Here is a 16,916-nt window from a genome sequence, read left to right as displayed (position 1 = left end):
CTAACCTAATGAGCCTATGAGTCCAGACCTGATGTTTTTCCTTGCCATTTGTCCCATATTGGTGGCGGGATTGCTGTTGGTGGGTTTTAGAATCCCTGCCAGCACTGCCATGCCGATCACCTTTCTGCTGACAGTAGTAGTTGCCCATGTTTTCTGGGAGTTAACATTTCTTACCATTTTTGCGGCTGTTCTGCAGAGCTTCTTTATCACCTTTGACATCCTTTACATTGTTTTTGCTGCCATTCTCTTGCTTCATTTTCTAAGCTATTCCGGTGGGGTAGACACGATCCGAAATGGTTTCCAGGGAATTAGCCGGGACAAGCGCATACAGGTCATCATCATTGTCTGGTTATTTGGGTCCTTTATTGAAGGAGCTGCCGGATTTGGAACGCCTGCGGCCATTGTGGCTCCCTTACTTGTAGCACTCGGCTTTCCGGCTCTTTCAGCGGTGATTTTGGGATTGATGGTACAGAGTACTGCGGTGACCTTTGGAGCCGTAGGTACACCCATATTGGTCGGAATCAGAGGGGGCTTGGAGAATCCGGAGTTGACGGAAAGGTTGGCTTTGTTGGGTTGGGAATTTTCTGAAGTATTGCTAAAGGTAACGGCTAATTCAGCCATTATTCATGCAGTAGTTGGAACATTGATGCCGTTTTGGATGGTGCTGATGCTGTGTCGGTTTTTCGGAAAAAACAAATCCTGGAAGGAAGGCTTGCAGGTTTTTCCCTTTGCCTTGTTTTCCGGTTGTGCCTTTACCTTGCCCTACCTGTTGACAGGCCTGTATTTGGGACCGGAATTCCCATCCCTGATCGGCTCCCTACTTGGGTTGGGCCTGGTTGTGACTGCGGCAAAAAGGGGTTTTTTGCTTCCCAAAAAAACCTGGGATATCGAAGCCGAGGGGGATTGGCCGGAAAGCTGGAAAGGCAGCATGGATCTGCGTTCGGGAAAAGGGCACTCCTCCGAACCCAAATCGGCGATTTCCATGTTTCGGGCCTGGATGCCTTACCTGATTTTGGCCGGCTTATTGGTTATTAGCCGGCTACCCCAGTTACCACTGAAAGGTTGGCTAACCGGATTTTCGGTGGGTGTTGAAGACATACTGGGTACAGGTATTTCTGCGAGCAGTAACCCTTTGTACCTTCCCGGTACCTTGCTTTTGGTCGTTTGTTTGCTTACTTATTTCTTGCATCGAATGAACGGCCGGCAGGTTCGCGCGGCTTTTGGGGACAGTGGCCGGATGATTGTAAAGGCCGGTCTGGTGCTGTTATTCGCCGTTGCCATGGTTCGGGTTTACATTAATTCGGGAGAAACTGCTTCCGGGCTGGTGAGCATGCCGCTGTTGATGGCGGAATGGACGGCGAGAAAAGTGGGAATGGTGTATCCGTTTTTTGCACCGATGATAGGGGCGTTGGGGGCTTTTATCGCCGGAAGTAATACCGTTAGTAACCTGATGTTTAGTCTGTTTCAATACGGCGTTGCGACCAATTTAGGCATGGCACCTACCTGGATCCTGGCCTTGCAAGCAGTGGGGGCCGCTGCCGGTAACATGATAGCCATCCACAACGTGGTGGCCGCCTCTGCTACAGTAGGCCTGTTGGGAAAGGAGGGGATTGTGTTGAGAAAAACCATTTTCCCTACCCTGTACTACCTGGTTATGACCGGTTTGATCGGTTTGGTACTAGTTGGACTTATTGGCGTGGTGGATCGTTTTCTGATTAACGTCTGATTCTATCAATTAAATACATGATAAATTTGATTATCATCTAATTAATTGATATATTGGTTTATCGTATAAACGTACAATAAATGGACCCGATATGGTAGCAATTGTAACCGGTGACATCGTGGATTCGCGGAAGGTGGCGGCGGATCGGTGGATGAAGACCTTAAAGGAGGAATTGGCCACCTGGGGCAAAGCCGGTGAGGATTGGGAAATCTACAGGGGGGACAGTTTTCAGCTAAAGATTAAAAACCCGGAGGAGGGACTACTCGCGGCTGTGCGGCTAAAGGCAGCACTCCGCGCAATTAACGGATTGGATTGCCGCATGGGAATAGGGGTGGGGACAGAGGATTTTACGGCCACGCGTTTGCTGGAAAACAATGGTACCGCATACATTCATTCGGGAGAGGCCTTTGATAGCCTGGCCGAATACCGCCAGAAAATACGCATAAAGACGCCCAATTCGGAATTTGACGAGGAGATTAACCTTATGCTGAAAATGAGTCTGACTTTTATGGATCATTGGACGGCGAGTTCTGCCCGAATGATCCACCTCGTTTTCAAGCATCCGGATAAAAATCAAACGGAGCTTGGGGCCATGGAAAACATTAGCCAGCATGCGGTAAGTGCGCGCTTGTCGCGGGCCAATTTTTCTATTCTTGAATCCTTTCTGGAATATTTTCCCAAACGACTAAAAACGCAAGTTGGATGATTTTGCTGATAAAATTAGTGCTGGCCCACTTGCTGGGCGATTTTCTTTTACAGCCGGGGCGCTGGGTTCGGGCCAAGGAATCCAAAAAACTTCGCGCGGTGCCCTTTTACCTGCACCTATTGGTGCACGGAGCCTTGCTATTCGTGCTTTTGGCGGACCTGCGCTATTGGCCAATGATAGCCGGCATTGTGGCAACACACGGAATCATCGATATGGTGAAAATTCTCGCACAAAGGCCGACCACTCGTAGGTATTGGTTTTTCATCGATCAATCCGCGCACGGACTGGTTTTACTCTTGGCAGCCATTTATTACGAGCCCGGCCTTATCCCCGGGTTTTTCTTGTCCGAGCGCCATTGGCTGTTGCTTACCTTGTGGTTTTTTTTATCCATGCCCGCTTCGGTAATTATTCAGACCGTTATTTCCAAATGGACGCCATTGCCTGACGATACAGGCGCTTCCCTGGATAAAGCGGGTCAATACATCGGTATTTTGGAACGATGGTTTGTTTTCGCCTTTATTCTGGCTGGAAGATGGGAGGCCATCGGTTTTCTGGTGGCAGCCAAATCCGTTTTTCGTTTTGGCGACTTGCGCCAGTCAAAGGACCGGAAACTCACCGAATACATCCTGATCGGTACCTTGCTGAGTTTTGGCCTGGCCATTTTCTGCGGGCTGCTGTACGAGCTGTTTCTTTTGAGATATTCCTAAACCTTCTAGCCCTGAAAAATCGCCTGTAAAACAAGGGACTTGCTGGACCTGTTTTCAGGTACGGTAAGGAGGGGAACTGCCTTTCGGATCCGGAAAAAGAGGCTTTTGATGGCTTTTATGGAGGGTATCTTACTTTTCTGGCCCGGATTGGCGAAAGATCATTGGCTGAAATCGGTGCTTGGTGATCGACCAAACAAAAAAAAGGAGGAGGTAACCTACCTCCTCTTTTCCTTTCCAACTTATTAAAGATTAAAAAATTAACCCTAGTTAATGAATAAAAACCAATCAATAGAGGAGGCAGGGTTCGGCCCCATATTCCGTTAGCTGCCCGATCGGAGCTCCGGCCGGAGCGGGCAATGGTTCCAGTAGTACAAATTTTTCAGTCGGATTTTGTTTAAATTTCTCCAGTTGCTCCAGGCAGTACGCTATGTGTGCTTTTTGGGCAAATTCCGTTGGTTTTTGCTCGCCCATCCAACTTTTTAAATCCACCATTTTCGCCAGCGTAAGCGCCTTTACCTGCGCCGGCGCGGAAGCATTCGTGGCCAGTTCCATCAAATGCTGCAGTACCAGTTTCTCTACGGATCGCTTTATTTCAGCTAGATACCCGGATGGGGCCGGGGCGTACCAGGTTCCCTGGAGTATCCTTTCCAGGCATTCGTCCAGCCGGAGTTGTCCCGGGTCCAATGCCGTTTGGCTGACCAGCCTTGCTGCCCGTTCCGGATGAAAGAGGAAGCTTAGGCTGTGATGGGCCGCAATTTCTGCCGGAGCTATGGGGTCGAATACCAGCCCGGTATGTCGCTTGAATACTTCACGTGGATTTGGGTTGTACCCGAACGGCCTGGGAGGTAACTGCTCCAGAACGTGTACAGGAATGGCAAGCGTTTCCGGATCCAGGGTTTGGAGTAGCTGATCCAGAGCGCTTAGTTGAATGTTACGGGATACCGCTTTGTGAGCCTCCCTGCGGTCTCCCTTCAATGCATATCCGTAGTCAACCCCCCCAATGATCTTCGCAGCCGCTTCTACCTGGTACCGATGCAACAGGTACACCGGAACCAACAATTCTTCCAGTTTTGCCAAAGGGACTCCTTTTGGAAGTAGTTTGGGACCGAAGTTTGCCAATGCCTTGCTTCGGATTGCCAGGGTGTTTTCTAACTCCCGAACGGGGTCTGCACCATTGTCCCAGAGGTGTGTTTCCGGGTGGGCAGAACCCGCTGGTCGGGCATCTTGATCCGAAAGGAAATCCAGGCCCTCTTTTCGGTATTGCTGAACCCATCGGTCAAAGGCTTCCTGTTCACTAAGCCCCTCTGGTATGCTCGCATAGGCCATTTTAATCGCTACCTTATCCCAGCTGCCGATTCCTTCGGCGTAGGCATCCGACAGGTCTATGGAACCGTCTTTTGTAAGGGATAACGTGGGATGGGGGTAGTCCATTACCGAGGTCCTGCCTTTGGCGCTGGCAATGTAATTATGAGGCAAACCCAACGTGTGTCCCACCTCGTGGGCAGCCAACTGACGCATGCGGGCCAATGCCAGGTCCATCAGGGCTTTTTGTCCGGGTAGGCGCGCATCGAAATCCCCAGCCAATGCCTGGGCGATGAGGTAGTCTTGCCGCACGCGAAGCGATCCTAGCGTTACCTTGCCTTTAATGATTTCTCCTGTTCTCGGATCGGTTACCCCTCCTCCATAGGACCAGCCCCTGGTGGAGCGATGTACCCATTGTACCAAATGGTACCGGACATCCATAGGGTCCGCACCTTCCGGGAGAAGTTTTACCTGAAATGCGTCTTTAAAACCTGCTGCTTCAAATGCCTCGGCCCACCAGGAGGTCCCTTCCATTAATGCGGTGCGAATCGGTTCGGGCGTACCGGGATCGATGTAGTAAACAATGGGCTTTTCCACCTCACTGGGTGCGGTTCCTGGATTTTTTTTCACCAGTCGGTGCCTTCTCATGGTTTTTATTTCCAGGCTTTGGTCCACGCTGCTGGAGTAATCGAAATAGGTTAGTGCATTTACACCCGCTCTGGGATCGAAGGTCCGGCTTTCAAAACCTTCCGGTGGCAACTTCACAAAGGAATGGTGAAGCCGGAGCCGTATGGCGTTGGGTTCGGGAAGAATATCTCGAATGTAGTTGCCAGGTTGATTCCCTGTATAGGTAATACTTACTTCCACTTCCGTATTTTCCGGAAAGCTTTTCGTCCGCGAAAGATAGATCGCCGATCGGGAGGGGTCTACTTTGTAGGTTCCCTGTCCGGTTCTTTTGATGGTACTGCTCGCTTTTACGACATCCTGTAGAAAAAACTCCGTTCCATCCACCAGTATCCGGTCTTCTTCCCGGGCGAGGATTTTGAAACCCCAAAGTACCGAGGCCGCAAAGGATTCTTCCACGGCACGCTGTTCCAGCGTATGCTGCGAAGAGGCCCGGTAGGTGTAATTTTGGGCTTCCATCAACAATTTATTTCCGATGACCTTGAATTGTACGATTTGCGAAGGATACAATTTGCCTCTATCGAGCCCGATATCGTTTGATCCCAGCCCGGCCGCTAGGGAGGGATAGTACAGCATTTCCTCTTCATCGGCCGGAACAGCCATCAATAAATTACCGGTCTTTTCATCCCAATACAGATCGATGAAGCCGGATACTTTTTCCATTCCCGATGTGAGCGCCGCAATGGAGGTTGCTTTTTCAGATTGAGAGAAAACGTTTTGTGCAACAGCCAATTGGAAATAGAAACTACTGCAGATTAAAAATCCTAGGCGAATCGGATACGTAAATGCGTTCATGGAGTTTAGGGTTAGTACGCTATAAAAATAGGTCAACAGCAGGCAACTAGCAATTACTCCAGAGAATTGGCGTCGAGAAATCCCAGCTGGGATCCTTCATACCGTATCAAAATCAATAACCGGATTCGCAACAGTTCCGTTTTTAATCGGTTAATTGCTAACCTTACCGGTCTCAAAAAATGTTTTTTCAATAAATTTTTCATAAATTTGAAATGAATTAGTTGTTAGTGGCTAAGTTCAACCTGAGGAAGCTCCGGTCCTAATCTGGAGTTTCCTCTTTTTCTATCCTTTTAGGTTCTCCATCATCGTTTCCACGGTGGTTAAAAACTTTTCCTTTACCAGCGGATCCGGAGTGGTATCCCAATTTCCCTCGATATGATTGCCTCCCAGCATGATCCCATCCCTGCGGGGTATGAAATAAACGCCCGACATATTGGCCCGATAGGTTAGCTCAGGTTGAGGGATCAAAAAGCAAAGTTGTCCCGAAACCGGCACCAGGTCGTTGTCGCCAAATACCTTCATTGCACCCAGTCCCGTACAATTAACGACGCATTTTTCCGGAAGTGCATCCACATCTTCCGGCCGTCCAAATTCCTTTATTTCAAGTTTTCCTCCGGCGAGTAGAAAATCGTTGGTGAGCATTTTAAGGTAGGAGGGGATGTTGAAGATGGTGGTGGGGTTTTTGGTAACCTGTTTGAACTTAAAGGGGTTTTCCCGACGGGACAATGCCTCTCCTTTGGGATAAAAATCCATTTCCTTCGTGATCAATTGTATCTTCAGCTCTGCCTCTTTTGGATTCGAGGAAGTGGTATTTTCTCCTTTGATGCTGTAGTTATCCATCCAGTCGACCACCTGATTCAGACCCAACATGCGTTGGTACGTATGGTACGAATGGTAGTAAGCCCGCTTAAATTTTTCCTGGAATTCATTTGTCACTTTATCCGGCTCGATTAGCTTGTGCGAGGGCGACCAGGTGCCGGTTGCCATGGCCGAAGTGACGTTTGGATACACATCTTTGGTGTAGATGGTGACTTCGTATCCTTTTTGCTGCAAGGTTCGGGCGGTAGATAATCCCAAAACGCCGCAGCCCATGACTGCGATTTTCTTCAAACTGGCATCCTCCGGTATTAGTTCTGCAGCAAGCATGGCGGAACCCCAGGAAAGGGACCAGCCGCTTCCGCCATGGCCGTAATTGTGAATGATGTGTTTGTTCCCGAGCTCTTGGGACTCAATACGGGGGCCTGAGCGACGAAACGGTCGTAATCCTACACTTTCTTTGATCACACGAGATGCCGAGATTTTTACTGGCGGCAATCGGGTCTTGCTTAAAATAGCAAAATCTGCATGCGCTTTCAGGGACTGCGCATACAGTCCATTGCTTAGACCAGCTGCCCCCAACGCAGCGATACCGACTTTTCGAATAAAGTCCCTTCTGTGTTCAATCATGTCAATGTGGTTAAAGTGATGGTTGTCTGCTGTTAGACTGGGCTTATTGAAAAATTGGGTTGTAGTCGTGGTTGAAATACAAATCAATATTATCAAATATTTCACGTAAAGTCAAAAAATAGGGTGAAAAAATAATTAATAGATTCCGTTTCGTTATAAAAAAATTAATAATGAGATTAAAAACACAGCCAAAATTTGTGGAATGAATTCTTGTTACGATGATGGGGTTTTCCCAAGCCTGTTAGTGAAGTTGAAAACGGAACGTGGCACCGGGCCGTAGTTGTGCAAGCTGAGACATGGACGAAACCGGCAGTTGCAAAACCCGATGATACCCACCAGTCACTTGCGCATCTTTCATAAGTACAATCAGTGTCCCAGCGGGGGTAAGCTGTACCGTACCGGGATACGTAGGGGTAGAAATCATTTCCGCTAATGCATGAGGGACTTTTTCCTCCAGTTGTATACCCATTCTATTTTGGTTCCTGGAAAGAGTAAAGGGCTGGTTCTGGAGCATTTCCTGCTGAGATTGCGCCAATAGGTAAAACGACGGGCCTCGAAATGCATCAATCATCCGGCTGCTGCCGGAGTTGCCTGATTTTATTTTTAAAAAGGACGGGGAAATGGGTTTTCGTTCCGGTTGATACGCTAGCTCGTCTCCCTGCGTGAACCTCGATTTTTCTGATATTCCCGGGTAAAAGCTTTTGCTTCCCATGGAAGTTTGGGTAAAAAAGACCCCGTTCATCGCCAAATAGGCCCATTGTCCGCTTGAAAACCGGGGAATAATCAACCGGCCTCCTTCGGGTATCCCGATGATTTGATTTGTTGTGTACAACTTGTTTTCGCAACGACACTCAACCTCGGCGCCCGTAAGTACGAGTTGACAGGCTGCTTCAAACTGGAGTACTACGTTGCCCATGTACAGTTCGATGCAGGCTTCATTTGAGGAACGGCGCATCAGGTGGTTGGCCAATCGAAACGCCATTTCGTCCATTGGCCCGGATAAGGGTACGCCCAGGTCAGCATGAGCTATTCGTCCCAAATCTTGCATCGAGGTCTGCAATCCGGATTTTTCAATATACAGTCTAGCCATGCTCCTCCCATTCTTCCCAGGAAAGGGATTCTTTCTGCTGCAATTCGTCAAAATACGCCAGGGATACCGGGTCAAAACGCAGGGAGTCGCCTGGCCGGAAAGGAACCTCTAGCCTTCCTTGTTTAAAAAACACTACTGGCGTTTTTCCCACCACGTACCAGCCTCCGGGGCTATCCATCGGATAAATACCCGTCTGGCTGCCTCCAATTGCTACAGAGCCGGCACCGATCTTTCGGTCCGGGTTTGTTTTTCGGGGAATGTGGAGGCATTCATCCAGACCGCCCAGGTACATAAATCCCGGCAGAAAACCATAGCAATAAAGCCGATAGGTGGTACGGGTATGCATTTCAATAAACTGGCTCAGGGCGAGTGACTTTTCTTCCAGGTAGCGTGTAAGCTCCGGAACGAGCTGTAGGTCGTAACAAACCGGTACCTTCCAGGAGCGAACCTGAGGACGATCGACCTCTTGCTCCAGGGATCGGGGCAGCCGATCGCGTAACTCGCTGACGCAGGATTCTGTATCCACGCCGGCGTTGACTTGCATGCCCAGCACCTGGTAGCCCTGGTACATCCGATGGATCTTCTCTGCCCAGTGCCGGGCCAACCAGTTTTTGACGATGAGCAGTTCGAAAAGAATCGGCTCGCTAATCGTTTCCGGCCAATGTATTTCTACGATGTCCGGTCCGATAGACACGATTTGAATGGGGTGGTTCATGGGCGTTGCATTGGCTTTGTTATTCCGGCAACCAATTTGGCGATCGCTACTGCCTGCGGATGGTCTCCATGGATGCAGATGGTTTCGGCATTGATCGGATGAAAACGGCCATTTACGGTTTTCACCTGCTTTTTGTTAATAAATAAGGCCACTTGCTCGCCGATTTCTGCCAAATTGGTCAAAACGGCCTCTGGGTGAATTCTTTCGAGCAGTTGGCTGGCCGAAAGGTAACGCCTATCCGCAAAAACTTCATGGACTATCCGGACACTTCTAGCGCTTGCCGCTCGCTCAATGGCCGAACCAAAGGGCGCATAAATTTGCTGCTCGGGAAATTCACGCTGCAAAAAATCGATCAGATTCTCCGCCAGGAAACTGTTGGAAAGGCTTTCCAGATACAAGGCCCCATGCAGCTTGATATGATGCAGGGAAGCTTTTTGGGTTGTTGCAATCGCTTTTACCCGGTGAATTTGGTTCCGAAGGCTGCTTTGCAGTTCCTCAAAGGGAATATCAAGTGGTAGCCGACCGAAATTTTTCCGATCGGGATAGGAGGGGTGGGCGCCAACCTTTACTCCGTGATTCATTGCCAGTTTTACGGTCGCTGCGATGGTTTCATCGTCTCCGGCATGCTCGCCACAGGCGATGTTGCAACTCCCCAAATAAGGCATCATGGCCGCATCGGAGGGCATGCCTTCTCCAAGATCGCAGTTAATTTCTATTTCTTCACGCATGACGATTGGCGATTATCCCAGGTGTATTCGAAGGTGTATGTCAAAGCGCCCGTGCAGTTAAAATCTTTAGACATCCTACAACATTCTGGCGTTGAATTTCGTCTTGAAGGTAAAAATTACGAATTAATTTATGAAATATAGCTGCAGCATATTGTTGGCGTCGCTTTTGATCGGATTGGTTTCCTGCAGTCCGGTACGGGTATTTTTGGAGAAAAATGAATTGGCAAGTGTGGAAGACTACCGGACATTTTTTGTGATCAACCAGTATTACGACAAGGATGCCTTTGAATCCCCGGTATTGGAGGATAATCTTCATAACAGCCTTACCCTCGGCATGGAATCGTTTGGCTTTGAGCAGAACATGGAAAAGCCGGATCTAATCGTCCGCTACAACACCAATCTTACCGACAGACAGAAGGAAATCAATACCATGCCCATGATGAGTCCCTTTGGTTGGGGCATGTATAGCCCCTGGATGATGCCCTATGGACCAAACATGGGGGGATTTCGGGTGGAGAATTACGATATGGGGGAGTTGGTGGTTGACTTTATCGATACCCGGCAGGACAAAGTAGTCTTGCGAATCAGCGCGGTGGGTGAAATAAACAAGCCCCAGCAAAAAAGCAGAAACCTGGAAACCTCTGTCGATAAAATCCTCAAGGCATTTTCAAAAACCATTGCTACCTGAGGTTTTCCCGGGATTAATACCGTAGGTCATAGGTTGACTTGATGACCTGGTATACTCTGTGTACCGGGAGTCCCATTACCGTGTAATAGGATCCCTGTATGGCGGTAATTCCGATCAAACCGATCCATTCCTGTATCCCGTAGGCGCCGGCTTTATCAAATGGCTGAAATGTTTTGATGTAGTAATTGATTTCCTGATCATCCAGTGCGGAGAACGTTACCTCGGTGCTGTCTGAGATCAATATATTGTGCTGCAAGTCTCGAATGCATACGCCGGTAATCACCTGATGGGATTTGCCTTGCAAGACCTGTAGCATCTCTCTTGCTTCCTTTTCGGTCGCCGGCTTATTCAATAGCCTGTCGCCGGAAACGACCACTGTATCTGCCGTGATTAAAACTTCCTCGTCATAGAGGTAGGGAAGAAAGGCTTCCGCTTTCTTTTCTGCGAGGTAGGTAGCCACTTTGTTTTTATCCAATGACTCGGGAAAGGATTCGTCTGTATCCATGGTTTTTACAGAAAAAGAAAAACCCAACTCTTTTACTAGTTGTTGCCTTCTCGGTGATTTTGAAGCGAGTACGATGGTTTTGTTAATGATTTCCATATATTGGTGATAAGTAGTACGTAGTCCGACCGATCCGGGTGAGCAGATCTGCTGCCCAGGGTGGACCGGCTAGTGGTAGCAGTGAGGTAATGGAAACAAAAGTAGGAATTCTGTGGAGGAAAGCATCCATGACCCGGCTGGGAAAGAATATAAAAGCCAAAAGTCGGCTTAATTTTGCGGAAACCAGTTAAATATAGTAGTTTTGGAGGTTTAAATTCCTTAGTAAAGGTAGCGTTGTTTTACATCAAAGTAATTGCACATTGGATATATTTGAAAAACTAAACACCAATCTCGGTCCCTTGGGAAAGCATTCCGAGTTATCAGAAGGATACTTTATGTTTCCAAAACTTGAAGGGGAGATTGCCCCCCGGATGCGGTTTAAGGGGAAAGAGGTATTGACTTGGAGTCTCAACAATTACCTGGGGCTTGGAAACCACCCGGAGGTCCGCGAGGCCGATGAAGCGGCTGCAAAAAAATGGGGTGCGGCCTATCCCATGGGTGCCAGAATGATGTCCGGAAACACCGATCTCCACGAACAGCTGGAAAATGAGTTGGCAGCCTTTGTAGGAAAAGAAAAAGCGTATTTATTGAACTATGGTTACCAGGGAATCATGAGTGTTATCGACTCCCTTATTGACCGAAAAGACGTAATCGTGTACGACGGTGAATGCCATGCTTGTATCATCGATGCATTGAGAATGCACATGGGCAAGCGATTTGTGTTCCCTCATAACGATATGGAAAGTCTCGGCAAGCAATTGAAGCGTGCCGAGCGGCTTACGAAAGAAACCGGAGGAGGCATACTGGTCATCACGGAAGGAGTATTCGGAATGACGGGAGATATGGGGAATTTGAAGGAAATTGTGAAATACAAGGAGTCCTTTCAATTTCGCTTGTTGGTGGACGATGCACACGGCTTTGGTACCATGGGCAAGACCGGGGCAGGAAGTGGCGAAGAACAAGGGGTGCAAGATCAGGTCGATCTTTATTTTTCTACCTTTGCTAAGTCCATGGCCAGCATCGGTGCCTTCATTGCGGGGGATACCCGGGTGATTCATTATTTAAAATACAACATGCGATCGCAAATATTTGCGAAGGCGTTGCCGTTAATAATGGTAGAAGGAGGTTTGAAGCGGCTGGAAATGCTGCGAAGCAGGCCCGAATTTCGAGAAAATTTGTGGAAAGTAGTAAATGCGCTGCAGAACGGATTGAAAGAAAAAGGCTTTAGTATCGGTACCACCAATTCCCCGGTCACGCCGGTAGTGCTAAATGGTACGGTGGGTGAGGCGGCGACACTGAGCAAGGATTTGCGAGAAAATTACAATATTTTCTGTTCAGTAGTCATTTACCCTGTGGTTCCGAAAGGAATGATTATATTGCGCCTTATTCCAACCGCAGTTCATTCATTGGAAGACGTAAAGGAAACCATTGCCGCATTCGAAGCCATCAAGGGTAAGTTGAGCAGTGGTTTTTACAAAACCACGGAGCTTGCAACCTCATTTGGTGAATAATGGTAGAAAAAACGGGTCAAACTGTAGTTTTATAAACATTTTAACTATATTGAATCAAAAATTAATCTCATCATCAACCTAAATTAACTTTTAATTATGAACAGATTTAGTGAAATCAAGGATCTTATCATGTCGCTGGAAGCTGATTTTGAAAAATTCTACGATAAGAAAAATCAGGCAGCTGGCACAAGGGTAAGAAAAGGCATGCAGGATTTGAAAAATTTGGCTCAGGATATCCGAAAAGAAGTTCAAGACATCAAGAATTCTTAATCCGTAAAAAAAGGGAACCATTTTAATGTTCCCTTTTTTTTTGTTTTATTCCAGATGCGGCGAATAAAAAAGTCGCGTGTTCACGGCAGCTGCCGTTGCTTTAATTCTGTTTTTTAGGTCTTCCGATGCGCTCACAAGGGGTAGTCTGACAAAATCGTCGCATAGTCCCAAAATTTGCATCAGGCATTTTACCCCCACCGGGTTACTTTCTTCGTACATCAGTGGGTTGATGTCCAGTAAACTAAATGTTCCTTTTTTTGAATACGTGTCATTCCCATGAATGATGGATCCGATGATTTCTGGATAGGCATTTGCCATGACCGAAATCACGCCTTCCGCACCGATGCTTCGCATCGGAGTAGTGCTCATGTCGTCTCCTGAAATCAATAAAAAATCATCCGGCTTGTCCCGGGCAATCCGCATGCATTGGTCCAGATTTCCACTGGCCTCTTTGATGCCAATAATGTTGGGATGTTGGGCGAGCTGCAGGGTGGTTTGGTGGTTGAGGTTGGACATGGTCCTGCCTGGCACGTTGTACAAGATTACCGGTACCGGGCAGCGGTCTGCAATGGCCTCGTAATGGGCAATAATTCCGGTTTGACTGGGTTTATTGTAATAGGGACTGACGGAAAGGATAGCGTCGATTTCCGAGAAATCGATTTCATCCATGGCAGCAAGTACCGCTTGGGTATTGTTTCCTCCCAATCCGTATACAATTGGAAGTCGCTGTCGGTTGACTTTTTTTATGAATGCCAGTACTTCCAATTTTTCTGTTTCCGAAAGCGTAGCCGACTCTCCCGTGGTACCCTGTACTACCAGGTAATCGACGTTGCCCAGAATGACATGCTCGACTACCCGTTCCAATGCAGGGTAATCAATCGCTCCACTTGCTTGAAATGGGGTAACCAATGCCACTCCGGTACCTTTGAATTTTTTCATTTTACTAATTGATCTGCTTTAAATATTTAATCAATAATGCCGTACCCGATTGGATATCTTTTTCCTCCTTGTTTAACATCAAATCCAGATAAGGCTTTAGCTCTTCGCTAAAAAAACCCATGCTGTACGATGACGCTTGTAATTGAAGCAGATAAAGGGTAAAGTAATTCAGCTTTTCAGAAGTAAAAATAATCAAATCTGGTCGAACGGAAAGTAATTGGTTTAGTTTTTCTCCTGGTTTACCAAATAGTGTAAAATCTTTGTAGGAAAACGCCTGTTCATCCACAGATTTTTCGTCGTAGTAATTTCCGAGGATTTCAATTTTTTCACCGAGATCCCGATGCACCACCGCCGCTATCTGGTCGATCTCCTCCTTATCGTTGCCCAATATTGCGATGGTTTTGATATTCTCTATGTGCAATAAGATGGACTTCTGGGTCTTCAATTTCCTTGGTTTCTCCAAAGCATTTTTTACAAAATATTCCCTAATCCACTTCATTGTGTGTTGTTTAATCTTTTTATACGGTTTTACAAATTTCCAGGAATTCCTGCTCAGACACGAGGGGAATTCCCAATTTTATGGCCTTTTCCTTCTTGCTAGGCCCCATTTCCTCGCCCTCCACGATAAAATCCAGATTTTTTGAGACGGATTTTGCATAGGTGCCTCCATGCGACTCGATAAAGGCCACAATCTCGTCTCGTTTAAAATGATTTAATCGCCCGGAGGCAAGAATTTTCTTGCCTTCTAATGCCCGACTGGTGAGTTTTGTATCGTCCTCTTCTATAGCGAACCGAAGCCCCTGTTTCTTTAGCCGGTCAATAAGGGTCAGGTTTTTTGGGTCGGAAAAAAAGTAGCGAATACTTTGGACCAGGGTTTCCCCGACGCCGTTGATCTCCAGCAATTCCTCGTCTGTGGCTCCTATTAAATGGTCGATAGTTTTGAAGTGCCGGGCCAGTAAAATCGCCGTATTTTCACCAATATTGCGTATTCCCAGGGCAAACAATACTTTTGGAAAGGGTTGAGCGATGGACTGTCGAATCCCTTCCATCATGTTTTGGATGACCCCCTCCTGAAACGTGCCTCCTTTAAGTTTATTTACCTGGTCCATGTAGCCCCCCTCTATCCGCAGCCCACCCCGGATCAATAGGTCATGCAAGGTGCTTTTATTTTTGGATAGTGCGGTCAACTGCCCCAGGTTTTCCCTTCCTTCCGGTAGAATGCATGCCAAAACACTGGCCACGGGAACAAAATCTTCCACTGCATCGAAGTCCTGATTTTCGAGAAGGTCAATAAGGCATCGCAGACGGGCCGGGTTTTCTGCCTTTTTTCCAGAAATTTCAGCCAATTGGTCGGCAAAAATGCTGATTTTTTTAAGTAAGCCGGTCGATTGCTGACTTTCCAAAAAGGTTTCAATCTCTTTCAGCCTTACCTGTTGGGTAAGGGCGTATAAGGCTTTTTTTATTCCGACCAGCAAGTAGCCCTCGCTGCTTTTTGTGTAGTGATCGTCCGAAACCTCCAGGCCTAGCAAGCATTCCCTTTTTTCCGGAAGGTCGTAAATATCCGCCAGATTACTTAGGTAGCCTTGTTCAATCAAGCTGCGCAGCCGTTCGGTACCCAACGAATCAATATCCATCGCTCTCTTGGAGACAAAATGCTCCATTCTCCCCAGTATTTGGGGCGGACAACCGGCCTCGTTGGGGCAAAAGTGTTTGGCTTCACCCTCTTTTCGTTCCAGTGGGCTGCCACATTCCGGACAGGTGGCGATGAAGCGGATCGGTTCGCTGTCGTTGTCTCTTTTTTCACGAACTACCTCGGTTATCTTTGGGATAATTTCTCCTCCTTTTTCCACGCGTACCACGTCCCCTTCGTGCAAGTCTAGCCGTAAAATTTCGTTGGCATTGTGCAAGGAGGCCCGCTTGACAGTCGTTCCTGCGAGGGAAACAGGAGAGAGGTTGGCGACAGGTGTAATAGCGCCGGTTCGGCCCACCTGGTAGGTTACCGAGAGTAAGGTGGCCGTGGCGCTTTCTGCCTGGTATTTAAATGCAATGGCCCATCTGGGGATTTTAGCGGTATAACCCAGCTCCTCTTGCTGCTGGTAATCGTTTATTTTTACGACCACACCATCCGTTTCCACCGGCAATTGGTGGCGTTTTTCCCGCCATTCCTCAATATAGGCCAGTACTTCATTTACGTCACTACATTTCTTGAAGGTGGGGGAGATATTGAAGCCCCAGGATTTTAGCCGATCGATCGCCTCGTCGTGCTTGTCCATGGGTAGCTCATCGGCGATCAATTGATACAGGTAACAATTCAGTCTTCTTTTGGCGACAACTGCCGAATCTTGCATTTTTAGGGTTCCCGAAGCGGCATTGCGAGGGTTTGCCAAGGGCATTTCACCCCGATTTATCCGCTCCTCGTTGATCTTCTCGAATTCTCTTCGCGAAAGAAAAATTTCGCCGCGCACTTCAAAATAGCTGGGAAGGGATTTGTCTCCCCGAATAACCAGTGGAATGGTGCGAATGGTTTTGACGTTTTCGGTAACCACATCTCCTTTGTATCCATCTCCCCTGGTGACGGCACGGATTAAAAGTCCATTTTCGTAAACCAGACTAATGGCTACCCCGTCAAACTTCAACTCACAGAGGTATTCAAAATCCCGGTGGCCCAGCCCTCTTTCTACCCGCTCGTCAAAAGCGTTCAATTCCTCTCTCGAGTAGGTGTTGCCCAACGAAAGCATGCGAACTGCGTGGGTAGCTGTTTCGAAACTCTTGGTAATCGTTCCGCCTACGCGTTGCGTGGGACTATCCGGCTCCCTTAACTCCGGATAGAAATCTTCCAAAACCATTAGTTTGTCCAACAACTGATCAAACGCAAAATCACTTATTTCGGACCTGTCTTCCTGGTAATACAAGTGATTGTGGTAATTGATGGTTTTTGTCAATTCTGCGATTTGTTTTTCCGCCTCTTCTTTGCTTGGTTTGTTCATTGAAAAAAAGTCCACATATCC

At 47.7% G+C, this 16,916-nt stretch carries 15 protein-coding genes; 6 read left to right on the top strand and 9 right to left on the bottom strand.

Annotation, left to right across the window (positions count from 1 at the left end):
* Positions 1–16: 16 nt before the first annotated feature.
* The 3 genes from BMW71_RS04115 (at position 17) to BMW71_RS04105 (ending at position 3,139) form a co-directional block, all read left to right on the top strand.
* Positions 17–1,726: an L-lactate permease gene (locus BMW71_RS04115; RefSeq protein WP_092169775.1), complete on the top strand. Its 1,710-nt coding sequence runs from the start codon at positions 17–19 to the stop codon at positions 1,724–1,726.
* 91 nt (positions 1,727–1,817) lie between these two features.
* Positions 1,818–2,432, top strand: coding sequence for a SatD family protein (locus BMW71_RS04110; protein WP_092169773.1), 615 nt, complete (start codon positions 1,818–1,820; stop codon positions 2,430–2,432).
* Entirely contained in the window at positions 2,429–3,139 is a 711-nt protein-coding gene (locus tag BMW71_RS04105; protein ID WP_092169771.1) for a DUF3307 domain-containing protein, read from the top strand. The genes BMW71_RS04110 and BMW71_RS04105 overlap by 4 nt, the downstream gene beginning before the upstream one ends.
* 285 nt (positions 3,140–3,424) lie before the next feature.
* Here BMW71_RS04105 and BMW71_RS04095 read toward each other — a convergent pair whose 3' ends face one another.
* The 5 genes from BMW71_RS04095 to BMW71_RS04075 all read right to left on the bottom strand — a co-directional run bounded on the left by BMW71_RS04095 (position 3,425) and on the right by BMW71_RS04075 (position 9,899).
* Entirely contained in the window at positions 3,425–5,920 is a 2,496-nt protein-coding gene (locus BMW71_RS04095) for a zinc-dependent metalloprotease (RefSeq protein WP_244891070.1), read from the bottom strand.
* 282 nt (positions 5,921–6,202) lie between these two features.
* Complete coding sequence (locus BMW71_RS04090; RefSeq protein ID WP_092169765.1) at positions 6,203–7,366, bottom strand: FAD-dependent oxidoreductase; 1,164 nt, start codon at positions 7,364–7,366, stop codon at positions 6,203–6,205.
* Positions 7,367–7,607: 241 nt separating this feature from the next.
* Positions 7,608–8,456: a 5-oxoprolinase subunit C family protein gene (locus BMW71_RS04085; RefSeq protein ID WP_092169763.1), complete on the bottom strand. Its 849-nt coding sequence runs from the start codon at positions 8,454–8,456 to the stop codon at positions 7,608–7,610.
* The gene (locus BMW71_RS04080; RefSeq protein WP_092169760.1) at positions 8,449–9,171 is read right to left on the bottom strand and encodes a 5-oxoprolinase subunit B family protein; all 723 of its coding nucleotides are present in this window, start codon (positions 9,169–9,171) and stop codon (positions 8,449–8,451) included. Before BMW71_RS04080 ends, BMW71_RS04085 begins: the two co-directional genes overlap by 8 nt.
* Positions 9,168–9,899, bottom strand: a complete 732-nt coding sequence (locus BMW71_RS04075) for a LamB/YcsF family protein (protein ID WP_092169757.1) — start codon at positions 9,897–9,899, stop codon at positions 9,168–9,170. Before BMW71_RS04075 ends, BMW71_RS04080 begins: the two co-directional genes overlap by 4 nt.
* Positions 9,900–10,029: 130 nt before the next feature.
* On the opposite strand from BMW71_RS04075, the gene BMW71_RS04070 reads away from it, so the two are divergent.
* Positions 10,030–10,587 (top strand): DUF4136 domain-containing protein, encoded by a 558-nt coding sequence (locus BMW71_RS04070; protein ID WP_092169755.1) that lies wholly within the window; start codon positions 10,030–10,032, stop codon positions 10,585–10,587.
* Between the two features lie 13 nt (positions 10,588–10,600).
* On the opposite strand, the gene BMW71_RS04065 is transcribed toward BMW71_RS04070, so the two are convergent.
* Positions 10,601–11,188 carry a Maf family nucleotide pyrophosphatase gene (locus BMW71_RS04065; RefSeq protein WP_092169753.1) on the bottom strand — a complete coding sequence of 196 codons (588 nt, stop codon included), beginning with the start codon at positions 11,186–11,188 and terminating at the stop codon, positions 10,601–10,603.
* Between the two features lie 260 nt (positions 11,189–11,448).
* Here BMW71_RS04065 and BMW71_RS04060 point away from each other — a divergent pair, with 260 nt between their 5' ends.
* Positions 11,449–12,699: an aminotransferase class I/II-fold pyridoxal phosphate-dependent enzyme gene (locus BMW71_RS04060; RefSeq protein WP_092169750.1), complete on the top strand. Its 1,251-nt coding sequence runs from the start codon at positions 11,449–11,451 to the stop codon at positions 12,697–12,699.
* A 96-nt stretch (positions 12,700–12,795) separates the two neighbouring features.
* On the top strand, positions 12,796–12,969 hold the full coding sequence (locus BMW71_RS04055; RefSeq protein ID WP_174238248.1) for a histone H1: 174 nt from the start codon (positions 12,796–12,798) through the stop codon (positions 12,967–12,969).
* Between the two features lie 45 nt (positions 12,970–13,014).
* Here BMW71_RS04055 and dapA read toward each other — a convergent pair whose 3' ends face one another.
* From dapA to ligA, 3 genes are read right to left on the bottom strand one after another with little or no spacing between them, the layout of a single operon-like run.
* Entirely contained in the window at positions 13,015–13,908 is an 894-nt protein-coding gene (gene dapA, locus BMW71_RS04050; protein ID WP_092169748.1) for a 4-hydroxy-tetrahydrodipicolinate synthase, read from the bottom strand.
* Between the two features lie 4 nt (positions 13,909–13,912).
* Positions 13,913–14,407 (bottom strand): DUF6913 domain-containing protein, encoded by a 495-nt coding sequence (locus tag BMW71_RS04045; RefSeq protein WP_092169746.1) that lies wholly within the window; start codon positions 14,405–14,407, stop codon positions 13,913–13,915.
* 19 nt (positions 14,408–14,426) lie between these two features.
* Positions 14,427–16,895: an NAD-dependent DNA ligase LigA gene (ligA, locus tag BMW71_RS04040; RefSeq protein WP_092169744.1), complete on the bottom strand. Its 2,469-nt coding sequence runs from the start codon at positions 16,893–16,895 to the stop codon at positions 14,427–14,429.
* Positions 16,896–16,916 lie beyond the last annotated feature (21 nt).

It is taken from the genome of Cyclobacterium xiamenense (genome assembly GCF_900109255.1).
Classification (GTDB): Bacteria; Bacteroidota; Bacteroidia; order Cytophagales; family Cyclobacteriaceae; genus Cyclobacterium; species Cyclobacterium xiamenense.
This window is presented reverse-complemented; position numbering and strand designations above follow the sequence as displayed.

Coding starts and splice junctions, on each gene's coding strand:
- BMW71_RS04115 (WP_092169775.1), top strand. CDS start 17: ATGAGTCCAGACCTGATGTTTTTCCTTGCCATTTGTCCCATATTGGTG.
- BMW71_RS04110 (WP_092169773.1), top strand. CDS start 1,818: ATGGTAGCAATTGTAACCGGTGACATCGTGGATTCGCGGAAGGTGGCG.
- BMW71_RS04105 (WP_092169771.1), top strand. CDS start 2,429: ATGATTTTGCTGATAAAATTAGTGCTGGCCCACTTGCTGGGCGATTTT.
- BMW71_RS04095 (WP_244891070.1), bottom strand. CDS start 5,920: ATGAACGCATTTACGTATCCGATTCGCCTAGGATTTTTAATCTGCAGT.
- BMW71_RS04090 (WP_092169765.1), bottom strand. CDS start 7,366: ATGATTGAACACAGAAGGGACTTTATTCGAAAAGTCGGTATCGCTGCG.
- BMW71_RS04085 (WP_092169763.1), bottom strand. CDS start 8,456: ATGGCTAGACTGTATATTGAAAAATCCGGATTGCAGACCTCGATGCAA.
- BMW71_RS04080 (WP_092169760.1), bottom strand. CDS start 9,171: ATGAACCACCCCATTCAAATCGTGTCTATCGGACCGGACATCGTAGAA.
- BMW71_RS04075 (WP_092169757.1), bottom strand. CDS start 9,899: ATGCGTGAAGAAATAGAAATTAACTGCGATCTTGGAGAAGGCATGCCC.
- BMW71_RS04070 (WP_092169755.1), top strand. CDS start 10,030: ATGAAATATAGCTGCAGCATATTGTTGGCGTCGCTTTTGATCGGATTG.
- BMW71_RS04065 (WP_092169753.1), bottom strand. CDS start 11,188: ATGGAAATCATTAACAAAACCATCGTACTCGCTTCAAAATCACCGAGA.
- BMW71_RS04055 (WP_174238248.1), top strand. CDS start 12,796: ATGAACAGATTTAGTGAAATCAAGGATCTTATCATGTCGCTGGAAGCT.
- dapA (WP_092169748.1), bottom strand. CDS start 13,908: ATGAAAAAATTCAAAGGTACCGGAGTGGCATTGGTTACCCCATTTCAA.
- BMW71_RS04045 (WP_092169746.1), bottom strand. CDS start 14,407: ATGAAGTGGATTAGGGAATATTTTGTAAAAAATGCTTTGGAGAAACCA.
- ligA (WP_092169744.1), bottom strand. CDS start 16,895: ATGAACAAACCAAGCAAAGAAGAGGCGGAAAAACAAATCGCAGAATTG.